The following is a 21,823-nucleotide window of genomic DNA, read 5'->3' as shown; positions in this document are numbered from 1 at the left end:
CTGCCGGCAGGAGATTCGTAATCAATCGTCGTTGCCGCTGCCGCGGAACTTGAATAGATCGCGGCGCTGCTTCTTGCTTGGCTTGCCATCGGTGGTCATTCCAGTCGCTCCAGCCTTGCGCATGGCCGCTGCATTTTCGCGCTTGGCGATACTCGCTTCGGTCTCGGTGTACAGCGCCTGCGCTTCGGGTGCCCCACGGCGCACGACAGATAGCGCCTGCACCACGACGGTCTTTTCATCAAACCCTGTACGAATCTGAAACTCATCGCCGATACGTGGCTCTTTGCCCGGCTTGCAGCGCTCGCCGCGATGATGAACCTTCCCGCTTTCGATTGCGGCCTTGGCCAAGGCACGGGTTTTGTAGAACCGCGCGGCCCACAACCACTTGTCCAGTCGGACCTTTTCTTCCTCTTCCTGTTTTTGACCCACTTGAATTCCTCGCTCTGAAAAATGTCGCAACCTTACCGTTGAAACCCTTCGACGCATAAACCCCAAGGCTCACCTAAGATACGCCAGGTAGCACCCTGTTTTCGCGAGGATACGCTGTGACCGACTTCCCCCTTTCACTCACCTCGCCCAACCAGCGGTGCGTGGGTTGCCAGCAAAGCGAGCCTCTGGGGTTCGACTTTGCGTTCGCCTACCAACCTATCGTAGACCTGCGTGACCACTCGATATTCGCCAACGAAGCCTTGGTGCGCGGTACCCAGGGAGAAGGCGCGCTCTCGGTGCTGGCCCAGGTCAACGAAACCAATCGCTACCGCTTCGACCAGCGCTGCCGAACCAAGGCCATTGCCGGTGCCGCAGCGCTGGGCATGCAGACTCACCTTTCCATCAATTTCATGCCCAATGCCGTATACCGTCCGGAACTGTGTATTCGCAGCACCCTGGAGGCCGCCCGGGCGCACAATTTCCCGCTGGACCGGCTGATTTTCGAGACACTGGAAAGCGAGCATGTAGATAACTATCGCCATTTGACGAATATTCTGCGTGAATATCGCGAATTCGGCTTCAAGACCGCCATCGACGACTTCGGTGCGGGCTATTCGGGGCTGAACCTGCTGGCCGATTTCCAACCCGACCTGATCAAACTCGACATGGCGTTGATTCGCGATGTCGATCAAGACCGTGTCCGTCAGGTGATCGTCCGGGGGATTGTCACAATTTGTGAGCAGTTGGGAGTTACTGTCATCGCCGAAGGCATCGAAAGTGCTGGCGAGCGGGATTTCCTCTCCGACTGTGGAATATTTCTGATGCAGGGTTTTTGGTTCGCCAAACCTGCATTCAATGCCCTGGCCAAGGTTTCTCCTCAAGCCTGGGCAAATTGATCGGTACCCATATTGAAGACATTTGACCATTTGACCGTTGTGGGTCTGCGTGAATGGGTGGCACTTCCCGACCTGGGAGTGGCGGGCCTGCGCGCGAAGATCGACACCGGTGCCAGCACCTCAAGCCTGCATGCCACCGATATCGAGCCGTTTGAGCGCGACGGTGAAAAGTGGGTGCGCTTTACCGCGCACCTGGGCAGCGTGGTGCAACTGCGCCACCGTCGCTGCGAAGCGCCCCTGGTGACGATGAAAACCATCAAGAGCTCCAACGGCCATGCGCAGGTGCGCTACGTGATCAGCACCACCCTGGCGCTGGGTGACCGGGTATGGCGGGTGGAATTCACCCTCGCCTGTCGCAAAGCCATGCGTTATCGCCTGTTACTGGGCTCCAAGGCGTTGATTGACGGCCAGTTGATCGTCAATCCAGGCGTCAAGTACGTTCAAGACAAGCCGGTGTTCCCGGTCTCCACTATTTCTGCCCCAGGTGCTGCATGAAGATTGCTGTGCTGTCGCGAAACCCGCGTCTGTATTCCACCCGCCGCCTGGTCGAGGCCGGCACTGAACGTGGCCATGAAATGGTGGTGATCGACACGTTGCGTGCCTACATGAACATTGCCAGCCACAAGCCGCAGATCCACTACCGGGGCAAACCCCTGGAAGGCTTTGATGCGGTGATCCCGCGTATCGGCGCTTCGGTGACGTTTTATGGCTGCGCGGTGTTGCGTCAGTTTGAAATGATGGGGGTGTTTCCTCTCAACGAGTCCGTGGCCATTGCCCGCTCGCGGGACAAACTGCGTTCGCTGCAGTTGCTGTCACGCCGGGGTATCGGCTTGCCGGTCACCGGCTTTGCCCACTCCCCGGATGACATCCCTGACCTGATCGAGATGGTCAATGGTGCACCGCTGGTGATCAAGGTACTGGAAGGCACCCAAGGCATCGGTGTGGTGCTGTGTGAAACGGCGACGGCAGCTGAATCGGTGATCGAGGCGTTCATGGGCCTCAAGCAGAACATCATGGTGCAGGAGTACATCAAGGAAGCCGGCGGCGCAGATATTCGCTGCTTCGTGGTGGGCGACAAAGTGATCGCGGCGATGAAGCGCCAGGCCAAGCCCGGTGAGTTCCGCTCCAACCTGCACCGTGGCGGCAGCGCCAGCCTGATCAAGATCACACCGGAAGAGCGCATGACCGCACTGCGGGCAGCCAAGGTGATGGGCTTGAGCGTGGCAGGTGTGGATATCCTGCGCTCCAATCATGGGCCGCTGGTGATGGAGGTGAACTCATCGCCGGGCCTGGAAGGGATCGAGACCACCACCGGCAAGGACGTGGCGGGGATCATCATTCAGCACTTGGAGAAGAATGGTGGACCGAATATGACTCGGACCAAGGGCAAAGGCTAAAAGCCTATTTTAATCCCGACATGAAACCAATGTGGGAGGGGGCTTGCTCCCGATAGCGGTGTCACAGTCACTGAACTTCTTGACTGAAAGACCGCCATCGGGAGCAAGCCCTCTCCCACATTTTTGATATTTGTTGTTTGTCAGACCGCATCTCTAGGCAGCATCAGCCCAAGCGGCAAGCGCACCCGCGCCTCCAACCCGCCTTCTTCCCGGTTACGCAACTCGACATTGCCGCCATGCATCGAGGCGATTCGTCGCACGATCGCCAACCCCAACCCGGTGCCCTTGCCACCTCGGGCTCGGTCGCCACGGGTGAACGGGTTGAAGATACCCTCAAGCTCGGCAGGGTCGATCCCCGTGCCACGGTCCATCACGCTCAGCACCACGTAAGGCGCGGCACTGTCACCGGAGACATACGCCGCCACCTCCACATCGGAACCGGCATGATGCAAGGCGTTGCCGATCAGGTTGTTCAGCAGGCGCTTCATCGAGACCCGGCGCAATGCAAACGGCTGGATCGGCTCCAGGCGCATGCGCACCTGCTCACCGTTCTGGTTATAGGGCGCAACCACCTCACGCACGAGGTCCGTGAGGTCCACCTCCTCAACCACTTCATCACGCCCGTCGCGGATGAAGGCCAGGAACTGGTCCAGGATAGCGTCCATGTCCTCGATATCGCGCACCATGTCATCGGTGAGGTCGGTATGGTCCCCCATCAGCTCCAGGGACAGGCGCAATCGCGTCAACGGTGTGCGCAAGTCATGGGACACACCTGCCAGCATCAGCTCGCGCTCGCGCCCGGCCTGCTCGACGTCTTCCGCCATCTGGTTGAACGCGCCGTACACCTCGGTCATCTCACTGGGCGTGTCGCTGACCGGCAGGCGCACACTGCGCCCCTGGCCCAATTGGCGAGCGGCAAATACCAGGCGCTTGAGTGGTTGGTTGAGCTGACGGACGAAGATCCACGCGGAGGCCGTTGAAAGCAAGCCGATGGCCAGGAACCAGCCCAGCACGTTCCAGATTTTCTGCCCGCGCAGCGGGTGCGGATAAAGCGGCACCTTGATCCAGGCATCGCCCAGGCTAGGTGCCCGCACCCATAACGCCGGTGAAACATGCATGCGCAGCCTCACCTCGGTGTCGGCGCCCAGTTCGGCCTGCATCTGGCGCTGATAGATCTCGCTGTAAGGCCAATGCTGCTCGCCTTCAGGCACGCCGGCCCCATCAACCCGAGTCAAGGTCGACGCCTTGGCCACCTTTTCTCGGTTCTCAGGGTCTACGGCCCAATAGCCCCGCAACGTCAGGGCCACACCGTGGCTGTACTGCCGATCCACCAGCACGTCTTCGTTCATCAACAGATAAACCAGCGTGAGCGCCTTGGAAAACAGAACGACAATAAGCACCAGCCAAAGGGTGCGAGAGAAGAAACTTTGTGGGAACCACAGCGGGGTTTTCATAGATGAAAGCTGCACACCTTGCAGGAACGAGCGGTGCTCGCAGAATTGCAGACGCCGGGCATCCCGTCGACTCTTATGGAGTCAAACGCCGGATACCCGCCCCTGCAAATCATCGGTCACTTGGTTGCGGTACCATCCGGCACAAACACATAACCCACGCCCCACACCGTCTGGATATACCGCGGCTTGGAGGGGTCCGGCTCAATCATCCGGCGCAGTCGGGAAATCTGCACGTCGATGGAGCGCTCCAGGGCGTCCCATTCACGGCCACGGGCCAGGTTCATCAGCTTGTCACGGGTCAGCGGCTGACGGGCGTTCATCACCAGAGCCTTGAGCACCGCAAATTCGCCGGTGGTAAGCATGTGCACTTCTTCGCCACGCTTGAGCTCACGGGTGGCCAACGACAGTTCGTAGTCGCCAAAGGTGACGCTTTCGTCTTCGCTGCCCGGTGCGCCCGGCACGGCCGGTGCCTGGCGACGCAATACGGCCTTGACCCGCGCCATCAGCTCATCAGGGTTGAACGGCTTGGCCAGGTAGTCATCAGCGCCCAGTTCAAGGCCCTTGATGCGGCTCAACTCATCGCCCTTGGCGGTGAGCATGATGATTGGAATCTGGTTGTTGGCACCACGCAGGCGCTTGCAGGCGGTAAGGCCGTCTTCGCCGGGCAGCATCAGATCGAGCACGACCAGGTTGAACACTTCACGCCCCAACAGGCGGTCCATTTGCTCGGTGTTCGGCACCGCGCGGGCACGGTAGCCCTTGGAGTTGAAAAAACGCTCCAGCAGGCTGCTCAGCCCCGGATCGTCATCAACGATGAGAATTTTTTCGCCTTCAGCAGTTTGTGCGGTGCTGCTCATTGGATGCTCCTCTTATCTCGGCGCGCATTATGGCGTAGCTGCCGTTATACGCACCGTGTGCATTGTTAGCAGATTTTTCATCTACTGCCAGCGAACCCACGCCCTACAACCTCCGGCGCAGTACCCCCCAATAGCAGAACGCTGGTTATAATGCGGCGCCTCCGTGCAGGGCAACGTCAGATCGTTACCGTTTGCTGCCGGGCTTTTTATACCCGCTTGTCGTGAATTTTTCGATTTCGAGGGTCAATAGGCAGCCTCTTGACCCAGGCAGCGGCGCCAGTCGGGCCGCTCAACCAGCCTCGCCGGGCCTTGTTTTTACGGGCCGGCGCGCTGATTTTAAGAATTTCAGGTGGTTTTATGGACAGCATCAACAGCCGCATCGCCGAGGAACTCGGTGTACGCCCACAACAGGTCGAAGCGGCCGTCGCTCTACTGGATGAAGGCTCCACGGTGCCTTTCATCGCCCGTTACCGAAAAGAAGTGACCGGCAGCCTCGACGACACTCAACTGCGTCACCTGGAAGAGCGCCTGCGCTACCTGCGAGAACTCGACGAACGGCGTATCAGCATCCTCGCCAGCATCGAGGAACAGGGCAAGTTGACCCCTCAACTGGAGCGCGACATCAAACTCGCGGACACCAAGACCCGCCTCGAAGACCTTTACCTGCCATACAAACAGAAACGTCGTACAAAGGGCCAGATCGCCCTGGAAGCCGGCCTGGGCGACTTGGCCGATGGCCTGTTCAACGACCCATCGTTGACGCCGGAAACCGAAGCCGCTCGCTTCATCGACGCGGAAAAAGGCGTCGCCGACGTCAAGGCTGCCCTCGAAGGCGCCAAGTACATCCTGATGGAGCGCTTCGCCGAAAACGCCAGCCTCCTGGAAAAACTGCGTACCTACTTGAAGCAGGAAGCCATCCTCAGCGCCCGCGTCATCGCCGGCAAAGAGGAGGAAGGCGCCAAATTCCGCGACTACTTCGAACACGACGAGCCGCTCAAAAGCATGCCGTCCCACCGCGCCCTGGCGATTTTCCGCGGCCGCAACGAAGGCATTCTCAGCTCCGCGCTGAAAGTCGGTGACGAACTGCCAGGCACCATGCACCCGTGCGAAGGCATGATCGGTCAACAATTCGGCATCCAGAACCAGAATCGCCCTGCGGACAAGTGGCTCGGTGAAGTCGTGCGCTGGACCTGGAAGGTCAAGCTCTACACCCACCTGGAAACCGACCTGCTGGGCGAGTTGCGCGACGGCGCCGAAACCGAAGCGATCAACGTGTTCGCCCACAACCTGCACGACCTGCTGCTGGCCGCACCGGCCGGCCCGCGTGCCACCCTGGGCCTCGACCCGGGCCTGCGCACCGGTTGCAAGGTCGCTGTGGTCGATGCCACCGGCAAGCTGCTGGACCACGCCACCGTGTACCCACACGTACCGCACAACAAGTGGGACCAGACCCTGGCGATCCTTGCCGCCCTGTGCGCCAAGCACGCGGTAGACCTGATCGCCATCGGCAACGGCACTGCCAGCCGCGAAACCGATAAGCTGGCCGCCGAGCTGATCAAAAAATACCCGGCCATGAAGATGACCAAGGTCATGGTCTCCGAGGCGGGTGCTTCGGTGTACTCGGCTTCGGAGCTGGCGTCCAAGGAGTTCCCGGACCTCGACGTGTCGATCCGTGGCGCCGTCTCCATCGCCCGTCGCCTGCAAGACCCGCTGGCCGAGTTGGTGAAGATCGACCCCAAATCCATCGGCGTCGGCCAGTACCAGCACGACGTGTCGCAGCTTAAACTGGCACGCGGCCTGGATGCGGTGGTGGAAGACTGCGTAAACGCCGTGGGCGTAGACGTGAACACCGCTTCAGTAGCGCTGCTGGCGCGAATCTCGGGCCTCAACGCGACCCTGGCGCAGAACATCGTCAGCCATCGCGACGAAAATGGTGCGTTCAAAACCCGTGCTGCGCTGAAAAAAGTCGCACGCCTGGGTGAAAAAACCTTTGAACAAGCGGCCGGCTTCCTACGCGTGATGAATGGCGATAACCCGCTCGACGCCTCGGCGGTTCACCCGGAAGCCTACCCGCTGGTGCAACGCATTGCCGCCGAGACCGACCGTGATATCCGCTCGCTGATCGGCGACGCCGCCTTCCTCAAGCGTCTGGATCCAAAGAAGTACACCGACGAAACCTTCGGTGTACCGACCATCACCGACATCCTGCAAGAGCTGGAAAAACCTGGCCGCGACCCACGTCCCGAGTTCAAGACCGCCGAGTTCCAGGACGGCGTCGAAGACCTCAAGGACCTGCAACCGGGCATGATCCTCGAAGGTGTAGTGACCAACGTGACCAACTTTGGCGCCTTTGTGGATATTGGCGTGCATCAGGACGGTTTGGTGCATATCTCCGCGCTTTCGGAGAAGTTCATCAAGGACCCGCGTGAAGCGGTCAAAGCCGGTGACGTGGTCAAGGTCAAGGTCATGGAAGTCGATATCCCGCGTAAACGCGTGGGCCTGTCGATGCGCATGAGCGATACCCCGGGCGAGAAGATCGACGGTGCTCGTGGCGCTCGCCCAGGTTCGGCACCGCGCCAGTCGCAGAACAACGCGCCGCGCAAGGACGCTACGACTGCCGCGCCGAGCAACAACGCCATGGCATCGCTGTTCGCCAATGCCAAACAGTTGAAGAAGCGTTGATGGAAATCCCGGCGGGTTTGACCCAGAGCGCGTTCAGCGAGCTGATCGGCTGCCGCCTGCAACGCCTGGATGAAGGCGTTGCCGAGGTGGCCCTGACCCTGGAGCCGCACCTGCGCAACCGTGCAGGCAAGCTCCATGGCGGGGCGATTTTCAGCCTGGTGGACATCACGATGGGCCTGGCCTGTTCCAGCGCCCATGGTTTCGACCAGCAGAGCGCCACCATCGAATGCAAGATCAATTATATTCGCGCCGTCGAAGACGGTGACGTGCTGTGCACCAGCCGGGTAATTCACGCCGGCCGGCGCACGTTGGTGGTCGAAGCCGACGTGTACCAGGGCGAAAGACTTGTCGCAAAAGCGCAGGGCACGTTCGCTGTCCTATAGCTCCCTACCCTCGATTTGAGTTAATTTCGGCGCTGCGATAACAGCGTCGGAATTTTCTCGCTGCGCTGTAGCCCAATTCATGGAGTGAAGTCGGCATTTTCAGAGCGGGTCAAATCGACTCAGAACCAGGCGATCACGCCAGTTTCCACTTCACCCTTGTAGACCGTCCTGCCCACCCCCATATTGGGGCGACTGACGCGTGAAGGAATCCAACTTGAGCGAACTTCTCAACCGCCGCCTGGCCCTGCTCGGCAAGCGCGAACACCTCTCCCTGCTAGAGCAGTGCTTGCACGGCATCGAGCGCGAATGCCTGCGCGTCACCAGCGAGGGTCGCCTGGCGCAAACGCCGCACCCTGAAGCCCTGGGCGCTGCGTTGACCAACGAACAGATCACCACTGACTATTCGGAATCGCTGCTGGAGTTCATCACCCCAGCCCTGCCCAACCCGGCCGAGACCCTGGGCAGCCTGGACAAGATCCATCGCTTTGCCTACTCCAAGCTGGGCAGCGAATACCTGTGGAGCCCCTCGATGCCGTGCCCGTTACCGGCCGAGGAAGATATTCCGATCGCCTACTACGGCACCTCCAATATCGGCCAGCTCAAGTACGTGTACCGCAAGGGCCTGGCCCTGCGCTACGGCAAGACCATGCAGTGCATTGCCGGCATCCATTACAACTTTTCGCTGCCGGAACAGCTGTGGCCGTTGCTCAAGGAAGCCGAAGGCTTTGTCGGTACCGACCGTGACTATCAGTCCACGGCCTATATCGCGCTGATCCGTAATTTCCGTCGCTACAGCTGGCTGTTGATGTACCTCTTTGGTGCCTCGCCAGCCCTGGACGCCGGTTTCCTGCGCGGCCGCTCGCACCAGCTTGAAGTCCTGGATGCCGACACCCTGTACCTGCCCTACGCCACCAGCCTGCGCATGAGCGACCTGGGTTACCAGAGCAACGCCCAGGCCGGCCTGACGCCTTGCTACAACGACCTGGCCAGCTACACCGACAGCCTGCGCGAAGCGGTGGCAACGCCCTACGCGCCGTATGTTGAAGTCGGCACGCACAAGGATGGTGAGTGGGTGCAGCTCAACACCAACATCCTGCAGATCGAAAACGAGTACTACTCCAATATCCGCCCCAAGCGTGTGACCTACACCGGCGAGCGGCCTATCCAGGCGCTGATGGCCCGTGGCATCCAGTACATCGAAGTGCGTTGCCTGGACATCAACCCGTTCCTGCCGATGGGGATCGACTTGCCGGAGTCGCGATTCCTCGACGCATTCCTGCTGTATTGCGCGCTGAACGACAGCCCGCTGTTCGCCAACAACGAGTGCGGCAACGCCACCTCCAACTTCCTCAGCGTGGTCAAGGAAGGTCGGCGTCCGGGCCTGCAATTGCAACGTGACGGCCAGCCGGTGGACATGAAGGAATGGGCTGCGCAGTTGCTGGAGAAGATTGCACCGTTGGCTGCCTTGCTCGACGAGAGCCAGGGCATGACCGAACACAGCGAAGCGCTGGATGCCCAACTGGCCAAGGTCAAGGACCCGTCCCTGACGCCGTCGGCCCAGGTGTTGGCGGCCATGGCTGAACGCAAGGAAAGCTTTGCGCAGTTCTCTCTGCATCAAAGCGAAGTACATGCCGAATACTTCCGCAAGGAGCCTTTGGCGCCTGAGGAACAAGCGCACTTTGAAGAATTGGCCCGTGCGTCGCTGGCGCAACAGGCGGAGCTTGAGCAGAACGAAGTGGGCGATTTCGATGTGTTTGTCGGGTCGTACCAGGCCAGCATCCTCGCCATCAGCAACTAACCGGAGCTCTACTCAGTTCCAATGTGGGAGGGGGCTTGCCCCCTCCCACATTTGGTCATCACCGGTACAAACATTTGCTTCAACCTTTCTACTCATAAGCTAATTCGAAAAGGTTATTTATTTTCGAGTTCTTAGATCATTTAGTCTCCTCACACGCCGACTCTCGGCCGCCTGATTGAGGAGCTTCCCCTTGAAACTGCTGACCCCTCTGCGCTTGCTGGCCGCGTTGTCCCTGGCCGGTGCCAGTCTGTTTGCCCAGGCGGCGGACGTGACTATCGCTTACCAGACCACCGTCGACCCGGCCAAAGTCGCCCAGGCTGACGGGGCCTATGAAAAAGCTACCAACGCCAAAATCGACTGGCGCAAATTCGACAATGGCGCCGACATCATCGCCGCCATTGCCTCCGGCGACGTGCAGATCGGCTACCTCGGTTCCAGCCCGCTGACTGCCGCGGTAACCCGCAAAGTCCCAGTAGAAACCTTCCTCGTCGCCACCCAGATCGGCGGGGCCGAAGCCCTGGTGGCGCGCAACGGATCGGGGATCAACAGCCCGCAGGACCTGATCGGCAAAAAGATCGCCGTGCCCTTCGTCTCCACCGGCCACTACAGCCTGCTTGCCGCGCTGAAACACTGGAACATCGACCCGGCCAAAGTCACCATTCTCAACCTGGCGCCTCCGGCCATCATCGCCGCGTGGAAGCGCGGTGATATCGATGCCACCTACGTGTGGGACCCGGCTCTGGGCGTAGCCAAGGAAAACGGCAAGGTGCTGATCACCTCCGGCGAACTGGCCAAGTTCGGCGCGCCAACATTCGATGCCTGGATCGTGCGCAAGGATTTTGCCGAGAAGCACCCGGACATCGTCACCGCCTTCGCCAAGGTCACCCTGGATGCCTACGCAGCCTACCGCAAAGACCCACAAGCCTGGCTGGCCGACACCGGCAACGTCGATAAGCTGGTGAAACTCTCCGGCGCCAAGGCCAGCGATATTCCCTTGCTGCTGCAAGGCAACGTCTACCCGCTGGCCGCTGACCAGGTGACCCTGCTGGGCGCGCCGACCACCAAGGCAGTCACCGACACTGCTGTGTTCCTCAAGGAACAAGGCAAGGTCGATGCCGTACTGCCCGACTACGCCCCTTACGTCAGCGCCAAGTTCATTTCTAACTGATCCAAGGAGTTCATCGCGATGGCCTTGCTACAGCTGGAGCGCATCAGCGCACAGTACCCAGGCGCCCCGGGACCGGTACTGTCCGATATTTCCCTGGACCTTGGGCCCCAGCAATTGCTGGTCGCCCTGGGCCCCTCCGGCAGTGGCAAGACATCGCTGTTGAACCTGATTGCCGGTTTCGTCGAGCCTTCTGCCGGGCGGATTACCCTCGACGGTGTGCCGGTCAAAGGGCCCAGCGCCGAACGCGGTGTGGTGTTCCAGGACGACGCCCTGCTGCCCTGGCAGGACGTGCTGGCCAACGTCGCCTTCGGGCTGGAACTGGCCGGCGTGCCCAAGGCGCAGCGCGAATTACGCGCCCGCGAAATGCTCGCTCTGGTGGACCTGGCCGGTTTCGACAGCCGGCGCATCTGGCAACTCTCCGGCGGCCAGAAGCAACGCGTTGGCCTCGCCCGCGCCCTGGCGGCCGACCCTCGCGTATTACTGATGGACGAACCCTTCGGTGCGCTGGATGCCTTCACCCGCGAACAAATGCAGGAGTTGCTGCTGCAAGTGTGGCGGCGCACAGCCAAGCCGGTGTTCCTGATTACCCATGACATCGAAGAAGCGGTGTTCCTGGCCACGGATTTGATCCTGCTGGCGCCCAACCCCGGCCAGATCGTCGAACGCCTGCAGCTGGATTTCGGCCAACGTTACGCTGCCGGTGAATCAGCCCGCGCAATCAAGTCCGACCCGCGCTTTATCGAAACCCGCGAGCACGTGCTGGGCAAAGTGTTCTCCCAACGGCAGGTGTACGCATGAGCAGCTACGAACTTCCCGCCACCGCCAGCAAGCCGGTGGCACCCGCCGTTATCCCGTTACGCCGCAGCCTGAGCACACGCTGGATCAGCGCACTGACCCTGGTCGCTTTGCTTGCCCTGTGGTGGGGGGTGACCGCCACCGGTTTGATCGAACCTTTGTTCCTGCCGCCCCCGTCCGCCGTGTTGCAAAAAGGCTGGCTGCTGGCGACCACCGGCTACATGGATTCCACCTTGTGGCAGCACCTGGGCGCGAGCCTGAGCCGCATCGGCCTGGGCCTGGGTTTTGCAGTGCTGACTGCCGTGCCGGTGGGGATTGCCATCGGTGCCAACCGCATTGCCCGAGGCATTTTCGATCCGTTGATCGAGTTCTACCGGCCGATTCCGCCGCTGGCCTACCTGCCGCTGATCGTGATCTGGTGCGGCATTGGCGAGCTGTCCAAGGTGCTGCTGATTTACTTGGCGATTTTCGCCCCGATCGCCATCGCCACCGCAACCGGGGTGCGCACCGTCGACCCGGCCAAGCTGCGGGCTGCGCAGTCGTTGGGCGCCACCCGTGCGCAACTGATTCGCCATGTGATCCTACCCAGCGCCCTGCCCGATATCCTCACCGGTGTGCGTATCGGCCTGGGTGTGGGCTGGTCGACCCTGGTCGCCGCCGAGTTGATTGCCGCCACCAGCGGCCTGGGTTTCATGGTGCAGTCGGCGGCGCAGTTTCTGGTCACCGATGTGGTGGTGCTGGGGATCCTGGTGATCGCCCTGATCGCCTTCGCCATGGAAATGGGCCTGCGCGCCTTGCAGCGTAAATTAGTGCCCTGGCATGGCCAGGCACACTGAGTGAAGAATCTACAATGAGCAGCCTGACCGTTACCCCATTAAGTACCGCCCTGGGCGCCCAGATCAGTGGCGTCGACATCACTCAGCCGCTGGCCCCTGAACAGCGCGACGCCATTGAACAGGCGTTGCTCGACTATTCGGTGCTGTTCTTCCGTGATCAGCCAATCACCCCGCAACAACAGGCACGGTTCGCGGCCAATTTTGGCGACCTGCACATCCACCCGATCTACCCCAACGTGCCGGAACAGCCCGAAGTGCTGATCCTCGACACCGCGGTCACCGACGTGCGTGACAACGCCGTTTGGCACACCGACGTGACCTTTCTGCCCACGCCTGCCCTGGGCGCTGTGCTCAGCGCCAAGCTGCTGCCGGCGTTTGGCGGCGATACCTTGTGGGCCAGTGGGATTGCGGCTTATGAAGCACTGTCTGGACCGCTAAAGCGCTTGCTCGATGGCCTCACCGCCACACACGACTTCACCAAGTCGTTCCCGCTGGAGCGCTTTGGCAACACCGCCGAGGACCTGGTGCGCTGGGAGGCAACTCGCAAGAAAAACCCGCCGCTATCGCACCCAGTCGTGCGCACGCATCCGGTAAGTGGGCGCAAATCGCTGTTCGTCAGCGACGGTTTCACCACCCGAATCAATGAACTGGAAGCGGCCGAAAGCGAGGCCATTCTCAAGCTGCTGTTCGCCCACGCCACCCGCCCGGAATTCACCATCCGCTGGCGCTGGCAGGAAAATGACGTGGCGTTCTGGGATAACCGCGTGACCCAGCATTACGCCGTGGATGACTACCGGCCACAGCGGCGGGTGATGCACCGGGCTACGATTCTTGGGGATGTGCCGTTCTAGTCGCCACACCGAAAACCAAATGTGGGAGGGGCGGTGCGACGATTCGACTTGCTCCCGATGGCGGTGGTTCAGTCAGCTCATCCGTAGCTGACCCACTGCTATCGGGAGCAAGTCGAATCGTCGCACCGCCCCTCCCACATTTTTGACCCAGTTGTGTCAGTTATTCAGCAGTGGATGGCTTTTCCCACAAGTTGATCCCGCCTTCCTGCGCAAACCGATCAATCTGCGCCAGTTCCTCAGCACTGAAGCTCAAGTTCTGCAACGCCCCGACGTTCTCGATGATCTGCTCCGGCCGGCTCGCGCCGATCAGCGCGCTGGTCACCCGTGGATCACGCAGGGTCCAGGCCAGCGCCAATTGCGCGAGGCTCTGGCCGCGACGCTGGGCGATTTCATTCAGGCCGCGTACATGGGCAATGTTGGCCTCGGACAGGTGCTGGGCCTGCAACGAACCACCACCCGGACGATTGACCCGTGCATCGGCCGGTATGCCATTGAGGTACTTGTCGGTGAGCAAACCCTGGGCCAGGGGCGTGAAGGCGATCACCCCAGCGCCAAGTTCTTCGGTGGTGTCGAGCAGGTCCTTTTCCACCCAGCGGTTGAGCAGGTTGTAAGCCGGTTGGTGAATCAACAGCGGCACTTTCCACTCTTTGAGCAAGGCTGCGATTTCGCGGGTTTTCACCCCGGAATAGGACGAGATACCGATGTACAACGCCTTGCCTTGTTGCACAGCGGTGGCGAGGGCGCTGGCGGTTTCTTCCAGGGGCGTGTCGGGGTCAAAACGGTGGGAGTAGAAAATATCCACGTAGTCGACGCCCAGGCGTTGCAGGCTCTGGTCCAGGCTCGCCAGGATGTATTTGCGCGAGCCACCGCCCTGGCCGTAGGGGCCGGGCCACATGTCCCAACCGGCTTTGCTGGAGATGATCAATTCGTCGCGGTAGTGCTTGAAGTCTTCACGCAGCAAACGGCCGAAGTTGATCTCGGCGCTGCCATAGGGCGGGCCGTAGTTGTTGGCCAGGTCGAAGTGGTTGATACCCAGGTCGAACGCCGTGCGCAGCAAAGCGCGCTGGGTGTCGATCGGGGTGCTGTCGCCAAAGTTGTGCCACAGCCCCAGGGACAGTGCCGGCAGCACCAACCCACTGCGGCCTACGCGGCGATAGGGAATAGATTCATAGCGGTTTTCGGCAGCAATGTACGTCATCGAATCCTCTCTGGACTGAGGGTTGAAAGGCCCGGGAATAAGGTTATTCCCAAGCCTTTTAACCCGCTGAATCGCTTAAGTCTGCCTCTTCCTTTTACAGCAAAGACCTACTTGAGAGGAACGGTATCAGCGCACCAAATGCAGGAACTGCAGATGGCGCTCGTACTGGTCGAGGATGTCGTTGATGATCTGCTCCTTGGTATAGCCCACCAGGTCATAGTCCTGGCTACCCTCACTCAAGTGCACCTCCGCACGATAGTAACGGCGGTTGTTGATCTCTTTGGAACCCATGCCACCGCGGGCAAACGACGGCGTGAAATAGCCGCGCATCTGCACCTGGTAGATGAACGGATGCTCCTCGCCATGGCCGATTTCCAGGCTGACGCTGTCGTTGGACGGGTCCGGCTGAGTGACTACATTCAGGCCCTTCTCGACAAACACCGCCGTCACTTCTTCGATCGCCGGGCGCACCGTCGATTCAAGGAAGCGATACACCTCATCACGTGACGGGAAATGCACGGCCTGGCTCAAGCGCTGGCGCCAGCCGCCACGGCCTTTGCGTGAAGCAGATATTGGCGCCAGGGAATGCAACTGCGCGATCTGCTTTTGCGACTCCAGGTAAAACGCCTTGTGCAGCCCCCACATCATCAGCAGCAGAATCAGCGAGAACGGCAGCGAGGTCAGGACCACCGCAGATTTCAACGAATCGATACTGCCGGCGAACAGCAGGGCACTGGTCACCAGCGCTGTCATCGCACCCCAGAACACCCGCAGCCACTTCGGCCCGTCTTCATCAGCGTTGCCGCCTTTGGACGACAGGGTGGACAGCACCACCGTGCCTGAGTCCGCCGAGGTCACAAAGAACACAAAGCTGATAAACACCGTGACCGCAATCACCGTCTTGCTCCACGGGTAGGTTTCCAGCAGCAGGTAGAGGCTCATCGACGGGTCATCGATGGCCGACTGGCCCAGCGCGGCCATACCATGGTTGAGCACTTGGTCGATGGCGCTGTTACCGAAGATCGACATCCACGCCAGGGTAAAGCCCAGCGGAATCAGCAGCACGCCAAACACGAATTCGCGGATGGTGCGGCCACGGGAGATACGCGCAATAAACAGACCTACGAACGGCGACCATGCGATCCACCAGGCCCAGTAGAACACTGTCCAGCCGCCCAGCCAGTCGCTTGGCTTATCGTAGGCGTACACATCGAAACTCTTGGTCGGCAGCGCGCCCAGGTAGTCACCGATGTTCTGGATCAAGGTGTTGAGCAGGTGCTGGGTAGGCCCGGCGAACAACACAAACAGCAGCAACGCACAGGCCAGCAGCATGTTGATGTCGGACATCACCCGCACGCCCTTGTCGACGCCGGCTACCGCAACAATGATCGCCGCGCCCATCATCAACGTGATCAGGCCCACCTGGATCCACTGGGTGTGAGCAATGCCAAACAGGTAGTCCAGGCCGGAATTGAGGTGCAACACGCCAAAACCCATGTCAGCGCCCAGGCCGAACACCGTCGCGATGATACCGAAGCCATCCACCGCATAACCGATAGGGCCATTGATGCGCTTGCCGATCAGCGGGTACAGCGCCGAACGCAATGCCAGCGGCAGGTTATGCCGGTAGGCGAAATACGCCAGGGCCATGCCCACGAACGCGAACACACCCCAGCCATGCAGGCCCCAGTGCAGGAACAGCACCTGCATGGCCTGGCGCGCTGCATCAGCGTTCATCGCTTCGCCCTGGGGCGGCTGCACCAGGTGCGTCAACGGCTCCGAGACGCAGAAGAAGAACAGCGTGATGCTGATCCCGGCGGCGAACAACATGCCGGCCCAGGACAGGTAGCTGAATTCGGGCTCGTCGTGGTCGGCACCGAGTTTTATCTTGCCGTAGCCCGATAGCGCGGTGACCACCACGAAGACCAGATACAGGGTCATCGCCAGCATGTAGTACCAGCCGACCGTATTGGCCGCCCAGTTTTGCGCCGCCAGCAGCCAGGCTCCGGCCTGTTGCGGGATAGCGATAACCGTGATGCCAAACAGCAGGATGAAGGTGGCGGCAAAGTAGAAAACGGGCGCATTCATGCGCACCATGCCGCTGGAAGGGGTGGACGATGCACTCATGAACGATGCACCTCAAGGTTGCGGGATATGGCTGTAAATAACGGACTCAGCAAAGGTAAGCCTCCTGTTGTGAGCGGGCAGCGAACCACCGGGTTTAACTTGAACGAACATTCAAGTTAAACATGAATAGGCGGTCTGGGACTAATCGCAGGGCTGAGTGGTAGATGATTCCTACACTAGCTCAAGGATTGGTATGACGGATGAAGAAGGCAAATCGTTCAGCGACCCCACGTTGAAATACATACGAAATGTGGGAGCTGGCTTGCCTGCTCCCACACGGGTCGGCGGTTGGCTCAGGTATTACTTCTGCGCCCCATCGTCATGCTGCAAGTTCGCCTGAGTGATATTCGCCCCTGCCGGCACGTTGCGGGTCAGCCACACATTGCCGCCAATGGTCGAACCCTGGCCGATGGTGATCCGCCCCAAAATCGTCGCCCCGGCGTAGATCACCACATCATTCTCGACAATGGGGTGCCGCGGATGGCCTTTTTGCAGCTGCCCATCCTCATCGGCTGGGAAGCGCTTGGCGCCCAGTGTCACCGCCTGGTAGATACGCACGCGATCGCCGATGATCGCCGTTTCGCCAATCACTACGCCAGTCCCGTGATCGATGAAGAAACTCGGGCCAATCTGCGCGCCGGGGTGGATATCAATGCCAGTGGCCGAGTGGGCGATTTCTGCACTGATGCGCGCCAGCAGCGGCAAACCTGCGCGGTACAGGTGGTGGGCCAGGCGATGGTGAATCACCGCCAGGATGCCCGGGTAGCACAGCAGCACTTCATCCACACTGCGTGCAGCCGGGTCGCCGTGGTAGGCGGCCAGTACGTCGGTATCCAACAGGCTGCGCAGAGCCGGCAATGCCAGGGCAAAATCCTGGATCAGCCGAATGGCATGGGCATCCACACCGCTGTCGTCGCCGCCGCCCTGGCGTGCGGCGTAGCGCAACTCCAGGCGCGCCTGGGCGAGCAAGGCGTTGAGCGCCACGTCGAGGGTATGCCCCACGTAGAAGTCTTCGCTTTCTTCACGCAGGTCCACCGGGCCCAGGCGCATGGGAAATAGTGCGCCGCACAAGGCTTCGAGGATTTGCGCCACCGCCTCGCGGGACGGCAATTCACGGCCACCGTGCTCGCCGCTCAAGCGACCGTTGCGCGTTCGCCACTGGTCCCGCGCGCCGCGCAGCTGGCTGACGATGGTCTGCAATTGCCAATGACTGGAACGCTCACTCACGGTATTCACTCCTGACGAAATGGCCATCACTTTACGGTATGCACCCTGGCAGCTCTTAAGAACCAATGGTGTGATCGTAAGAACTATTGTTCATAAGCGATTGACGGTTGCCCGATGAAAAGTGCCTGCCTATAGTCCTCCCCATCATTCAGTCACCGTGCGTAGCCATGATCAAACAACAGCTCGAGCGCTTTAACCGTCTGGAACTACTGGGCGGTGCCACCGCTCTGGAAAAACTTGAACGGCTGTCGGCCTGGCTGGGCAGGGACATTTACGTCAAGCGCGATGACACCACGCCCCTGGCCATGGGTGGCAACAAGCTGCGCAAACTCGAATACCTGGCGGCCGACGCCATTGCCCAGGGCGCCGACACCTTGGTCACCGCCGGCGCGATCCAGTCCAACCACGTCCGCCAGACCGCCGCACTGGCCGCCAAACTCGGCCTGGGCTGCGTTGCTCTGCTGGAAAACCCTACTGGCACCGAAGACGCCAACTACCTGGCCAATGGCAACCGCCTGCTGCTGGAGCTGTTTGACGCCAAAGTGGAACTGGTGGAAAACCTCGACAACGCCGACGCCCAACTCGCCGCCCTCGCCGACCGCCTGCGCAGCAATGGCAAGAAGCCCTACCTGGTGCCTATCGGTGGCTCCAATGCACTCGGCGCTTTGGGTTACGTGCGCGCAGGGCTGGAACTGGCCGCGCAGATTGAAGACAGCGGGATTGAGTTCGCCGCCGTGGTGCTCGCCTCAGGCAGTGCCGGCACGCACAGCGGCCTGGCCCTGGCCTTGAGCGAAGCACTGCCGCAGTTGCCGGTGATCGGCATCACCGTGTCGCGCACCGAGCAAGCGCAGTTGCCCAAAGTGCAAAGCCTGGCAGAACGCACTGCCGAGTTGCTCGGAGTGGCTATTCCCGACGCCTTCAAAGTGATCCTGTGGGACGAGTATTTCGGCCCCCGTTATGGCGAACCGAATGCCGGCACACTTTCCGCGATCAAACTTTTGGCCAGCCAGGAAGGTCTGCTGCTGGACCCGGTCTATACCGGCAAGGCCATGGCCGGTTTGCTGGACGGCATCGGGCGCCAGCGGTTTGAAGAGGGGCCGATCATTTTCCTGCATACCGGTGGGGCGCCGGCATTGTTTGCCTATGACTCAGTATTCAATTGATTGAATGGCATATATTCTCAAAAGAAATATGAAATTGTTTTTTTATTATTTTCAAGTCTTAAAAACCCGCTTTATCATCGCGCCGAAGGCGAAGACGCGCTTCGCGCTTTAAGGCAGGATACGACTACTGCGTCACCTGCTTCGCTCACCATAAAAACACAGGGGCTCTTCATGACTATTTCTGTATTGCGTCGCACGCTGCTGGTCAGCACTTTGGGCCTGGCGCTTGGCGCCGGTTGGTTGGGCCAGGCGGTTGCCGGCGAGCAGTTGAACACCATCAAGAAGGCCGGCGAGATCAAGATCGGTCTGGAAGGCACCTACCCACCGTTCAGTTTCGTCGACGAAAGCGGCAAGCTCAGCGGTTTCGAAGTGGAACTGTCCGAAGCACTGGCCAAGGAGCTGGGCGTCAAGGTCAAGCTGCAAGCTACACCGTGGGACGGCATTCTCGCCGCACTGGAATCCAAGCGCCTGGACGCAGTGGTCAACCAGGTGACCATCTCTGAAGAGCGTAAGAAAAAGTACGATTTCTCCAAGCCATACACCGTGTCCGGCATCCAGGCACTGGTGCTGAAAAAGAACGTCGACTCGATCACGAAAGCCGACGACCTGGCCGGTAAAAAGGTCGGCGTGGGCCTGGGCACCAACTACGAACAATGGCTCAAGGACAATCAACCCAAAGCCACTATCAAGACCTACAACGACGACCCAACCAAGTTCCAGGACCTGCGCATCGGCCGTATCGACGCGATCCTGATCGACCGCCTGGCCGCCCTCGAATACGCCAAGAAAGCCCCCGACACTGCCGCTGCCGGCGACGCCTTCTCCCGTCAGGAGTCCGGTATCGCCCTGCGCAAAGGCGAGCCTGAGTTGCTCGATGCGGTCAACACGGCCCTCGACAAACTGCGCGCCGACGGCACCTTGAAGAAGCTGTCCGAGAAGTACTTCAACGCTGACGTCACTCAATAATGGAAGCAGGTCTTCAACTCGCGCTGGACTCCGCGCCCTTTCTGCTCAAGGGCGCGTACTACACGGTAATCCTCAGCCTGGGCGGGATGTTTTTCGGCTTGCTGCTGGGCTTCGGCCTGGCCTTGATGCGCCTGTCGCGCTTCAAGTTGCTGAGCTGGACGGCCCGAGTCTACGTGTCGTTCTTTCGCGGTACGCCGTTGCTGGTGCAGCTGTTCCTGATCTACTACGGCTTGCCGCAAGTGGGCATCGAGCTGGATCCGATCCCGGCGGCCATGATCGGCTTTTCGCTGAACATGGCCGCTTATGCGTGTGAAATCCTGCGGGCCGCCATCGCCTCCATCGAGCGTGGCCAGTGGGAAGCCGCCGCCAGTATTGGCATGACCCGCGCGCAAACCCTGCGCCGGGCCATTCTGCCGCAAGCGATGCGCACGGCATTGCCGCCCCTGGGCAACAGCTTCATTTCGCTGGTCAAGGACACTGCGCTGGCCGCCACCATCCAGGTGCCCGAGCTGTTCCGTCAGGCCCAACTGGTATCGGCGCGGACCTTCGAAATTTTCACCATGTATCTGTCCGCAGCCCTGATCTACTGGATCCTGGCGAGCATCCTGGCGCATCTGCAAAATCGTCTGGAAGACCGGGTCAACCGGCATGACCTGGAGTCCTGAAGCATGATCGTGGTTGAAAAACTGACCAAACAATTCAACGGTCAAGTGGTGCTTGACGGCATCGACCTTGAGGTCAAGGAAGGCGAAGTGGTCGCCATCATCGGCCCCAGCGGTTCCGGCAAGACCACCTTCCTGCGCTGCCTGAATTTCCTCGAAGAACCCACCAGCGGCCGCATCAAGGTGGGGGATATCCAGATCGACGGCAGCAAGCCGCTCAACCAGCAACAGGGGCTGGTGCGTCGTCTGCGCCAGCACGTGGGCTTTGTGTTCCAGAACTTCAACCTGTTCCCCCACCGCACTGCGCTGGAAAACGTCATCGAAGGCCCGATTGTGGTCAAGAAGATGCCACGGGAAGCGGCCACCGAACTGGGGCGCAAGCTGTTGGCCAGGGTCGGCCTGGCGGGCAAGGAGGCGTCCTACCCAAGGCGGCTGTCCGGCGGCCAGCAACAGCGTGTGGCGATTGCCCGTGCGTTGGCCATGGAGCCGGAGGTGATTCTGTTCGACGAACCCACCTCGGCTCTCGACCCGGAACTGGTGGGCGAAGTGCTGGCAACCATTCGCAGCCTGGCCGAAGAAAACCGCACCATGGTCATCGTGACCCACGAAATGAGCTTTGCGCGGGACGTGGCCAACCGCGTGATCTTTTTCGACAAGGGCGTGATCGTTGAACAGGGTGAAGCCAAAGCGTTGTTCGCCAACCCCAGGGAAGAACGCACCCGGCAGTTTCTGAGCAAATTCCTCGCCCACTGACCCACCCTCTGTAGGAGCGAGCTTGCTCGCGAAAAACGCCCAGGCAACTCGGTCGATCTGAATCACCGCGTTACCGTTTACGTTCTTCGCGAGCAAGCTCACTCCTACAACGGGTTACCATTTCAGCGCATAAAATACCCCCGCCGTCCCCCCCTTAAAATCCCCCTCCCCGTCAGACCCT

The 21,823-nt window shown here is 60.4% G+C and carries 20 protein-coding genes; 14 read left to right on the top strand and 6 right to left on the bottom strand.

What is annotated here, in order from left to right:
* Positions 1-21 precede the first annotated feature (21 nt).
* The gene (locus LJX92_RS01355; protein ID WP_005783819.1) at positions 22-429 is read right to left on the bottom strand and encodes an RNA-binding S4 domain-containing protein; all 408 of its coding nucleotides are present in this window, start codon (positions 427-429) and stop codon (positions 22-24) included.
* Between the two features lie 116 nt (positions 430-545).
* Between LJX92_RS01355 and LJX92_RS01350 the strand changes: the two genes are divergently transcribed.
* The 3 genes from LJX92_RS01350 to rimK all read left to right on the top strand — a co-directional run bounded on the left by LJX92_RS01350 (position 546) and on the right by rimK (position 2,722).
* Positions 546-1,325 carry an EAL domain-containing protein gene (locus LJX92_RS01350; RefSeq protein ID WP_078820035.1) on the top strand — a complete coding sequence of 260 codons (780 nt, stop codon included), beginning with the start codon at positions 546-548 and terminating at the stop codon, positions 1,323-1,325.
* Positions 1,326-1,403: 78 nt separating this feature from the next.
* On the top strand, positions 1,404-1,820 hold the full coding sequence (locus tag LJX92_RS01345; protein WP_416309140.1) for an ATP-dependent zinc protease: 417 nt from the start codon (positions 1,404-1,406) through the stop codon (positions 1,818-1,820).
* Entirely contained in the window at positions 1,817-2,722 is a 906-nt protein-coding gene (gene rimK, locus LJX92_RS01340) for a 30S ribosomal protein S6--L-glutamate ligase (RefSeq protein WP_003187674.1), read from the top strand. Before LJX92_RS01345 ends, rimK begins: the two co-directional genes overlap by 4 nt.
* Positions 2,723-2,862: 140 nt before the next feature.
* On the opposite strand, the gene LJX92_RS01335 is transcribed toward rimK, so the two are convergent.
* Together LJX92_RS01335 and ompR are read right to left on the bottom strand one after the other, a co-directional pair.
* Positions 2,863-4,176: an ATP-binding protein gene (locus LJX92_RS01335; RefSeq protein ID WP_005783812.1), complete on the bottom strand. Its 1,314-nt coding sequence runs from the start codon at positions 4,174-4,176 to the stop codon at positions 2,863-2,865.
* Between the two features lie 116 nt (positions 4,177-4,292).
* Entirely contained in the window at positions 4,293-5,033 is a 741-nt protein-coding gene (ompR, locus tag LJX92_RS01330; protein WP_003187669.1) for a two-component system response regulator OmpR, read from the bottom strand.
* Positions 5,034-5,390: 357 nt separating this feature from the next.
* Between ompR and LJX92_RS01325 the strand changes: the two genes are divergently transcribed.
* From LJX92_RS01325 to tauD, 7 genes are all read left to right on the top strand, one after another.
* The gene (locus tag LJX92_RS01325) at positions 5,391-7,715 is read left to right on the top strand and encodes a Tex family protein (protein WP_032878409.1); all 2,325 of its coding nucleotides are present in this window, start codon (positions 5,391-5,393) and stop codon (positions 7,713-7,715) included.
* Positions 7,715-8,098, top strand: coding sequence for a PaaI family thioesterase (locus tag LJX92_RS01320; RefSeq protein WP_050549370.1), 384 nt, complete (start codon positions 7,715-7,717; stop codon positions 8,096-8,098). The genes LJX92_RS01325 and LJX92_RS01320 overlap by 1 nt, the downstream gene beginning before the upstream one ends.
* A 214-nt stretch (positions 8,099-8,312) precedes the next feature.
* Positions 8,313-9,896: a glutamate--cysteine ligase gene (gene gshA, locus LJX92_RS01315; RefSeq protein ID WP_032878410.1), complete on the top strand. Its 1,584-nt coding sequence runs from the start codon at positions 8,313-8,315 to the stop codon at positions 9,894-9,896.
* 190 nt (positions 9,897-10,086) lie between these two features.
* On the top strand, positions 10,087-11,064 hold the full coding sequence (gene tauA / locus LJX92_RS01310) for a taurine ABC transporter substrate-binding protein (protein WP_032878411.1): 978 nt from the start codon (positions 10,087-10,089) through the stop codon (positions 11,062-11,064).
* A gap of 18 nt (positions 11,065-11,082) precedes the next feature.
* Positions 11,083-11,862 (top strand): taurine ABC transporter ATP-binding subunit, encoded by a 780-nt coding sequence (gene tauB, locus LJX92_RS01305; protein ID WP_228309226.1) that lies wholly within the window; start codon positions 11,083-11,085, stop codon positions 11,860-11,862.
* Entirely contained in the window at positions 11,859-12,695 is an 837-nt protein-coding gene (gene tauC, locus LJX92_RS01300; protein ID WP_032878413.1) for a taurine ABC transporter permease TauC, read from the top strand. The genes tauB and tauC overlap by 4 nt, the downstream gene beginning before the upstream one ends.
* A 14-nt stretch (positions 12,696-12,709) precedes the next feature.
* Positions 12,710-13,546: a taurine dioxygenase gene (gene tauD / locus LJX92_RS01295; protein WP_228309225.1), complete on the top strand. Its 837-nt coding sequence runs from the start codon at positions 12,710-12,712 to the stop codon at positions 13,544-13,546.
* Between the two features lie 160 nt (positions 13,547-13,706).
* On the opposite strand, the gene mgrA is transcribed toward tauD, so the two are convergent.
* The 3 genes from mgrA to epsC form a co-directional block, all read right to left on the bottom strand.
* Positions 13,707-14,744, bottom strand: coding sequence for an L-glyceraldehyde 3-phosphate reductase (gene mgrA, locus LJX92_RS01290; RefSeq protein WP_103733990.1), 1,038 nt, complete (start codon positions 14,742-14,744; stop codon positions 13,707-13,709).
* 126 nt (positions 14,745-14,870) lie between these two features.
* Positions 14,871-16,832 (bottom strand): choline transporter BetT, encoded by a 1,962-nt coding sequence (gene betT, locus LJX92_RS01285; protein ID WP_164366000.1) that lies wholly within the window; start codon positions 16,830-16,832, stop codon positions 14,871-14,873.
* Between the two features lie 339 nt (positions 16,833-17,171).
* A complete protein-coding gene (gene epsC, locus LJX92_RS01280; protein ID WP_228309224.1) occupies positions 17,172-18,098 on the bottom strand; it encodes a serine O-acetyltransferase EpsC in 927 nt (308 codons plus the stop codon).
* Positions 18,099-18,265: 167 nt separating this feature from the next.
* Between epsC and LJX92_RS01275 the strand changes: the two genes are divergently transcribed.
* From LJX92_RS01275 to tcyN, 4 genes are all read left to right on the top strand, one after another.
* Positions 18,266-19,261, top strand: a complete 996-nt coding sequence (locus LJX92_RS01275; RefSeq protein ID WP_032878418.1) for a D-cysteine desulfhydrase — start codon at positions 18,266-18,268, stop codon at positions 19,259-19,261.
* Between the two features lie 171 nt (positions 19,262-19,432).
* Complete coding sequence (tcyJ, locus tag LJX92_RS01270; RefSeq protein WP_103733992.1) at positions 19,433-20,227, top strand: cystine ABC transporter substrate-binding protein; 795 nt, start codon at positions 19,433-19,435, stop codon at positions 20,225-20,227.
* The gene (gene tcyL, locus LJX92_RS01265) at positions 20,227-20,892 is read left to right on the top strand and encodes a cystine ABC transporter permease (protein ID WP_032878420.1); all 666 of its coding nucleotides are present in this window, start codon (positions 20,227-20,229) and stop codon (positions 20,890-20,892) included. The genes tcyJ and tcyL overlap by 1 nt, the downstream gene beginning before the upstream one ends.
* A 3-nt stretch (positions 20,893-20,895) precedes the next feature.
* On the top strand, positions 20,896-21,642 hold the full coding sequence (gene tcyN / locus LJX92_RS01260; protein ID WP_005783788.1) for an L-cystine ABC transporter ATP-binding protein TcyN: 747 nt from the start codon (positions 20,896-20,898) through the stop codon (positions 21,640-21,642).
* Positions 21,643-21,823: the final 181 nt, after the last annotated feature.

Origin of the sequence: Pseudomonas sp. HN8-3, from assembly GCF_020790195.1 — a bacterium.
Lineage (GTDB): Bacteria > Pseudomonadota > Gammaproteobacteria > Pseudomonadales > Pseudomonadaceae > Aquipseudomonas > Aquipseudomonas synxantha_A.
This window is presented reverse-complemented; position numbering and strand designations above follow the sequence as displayed.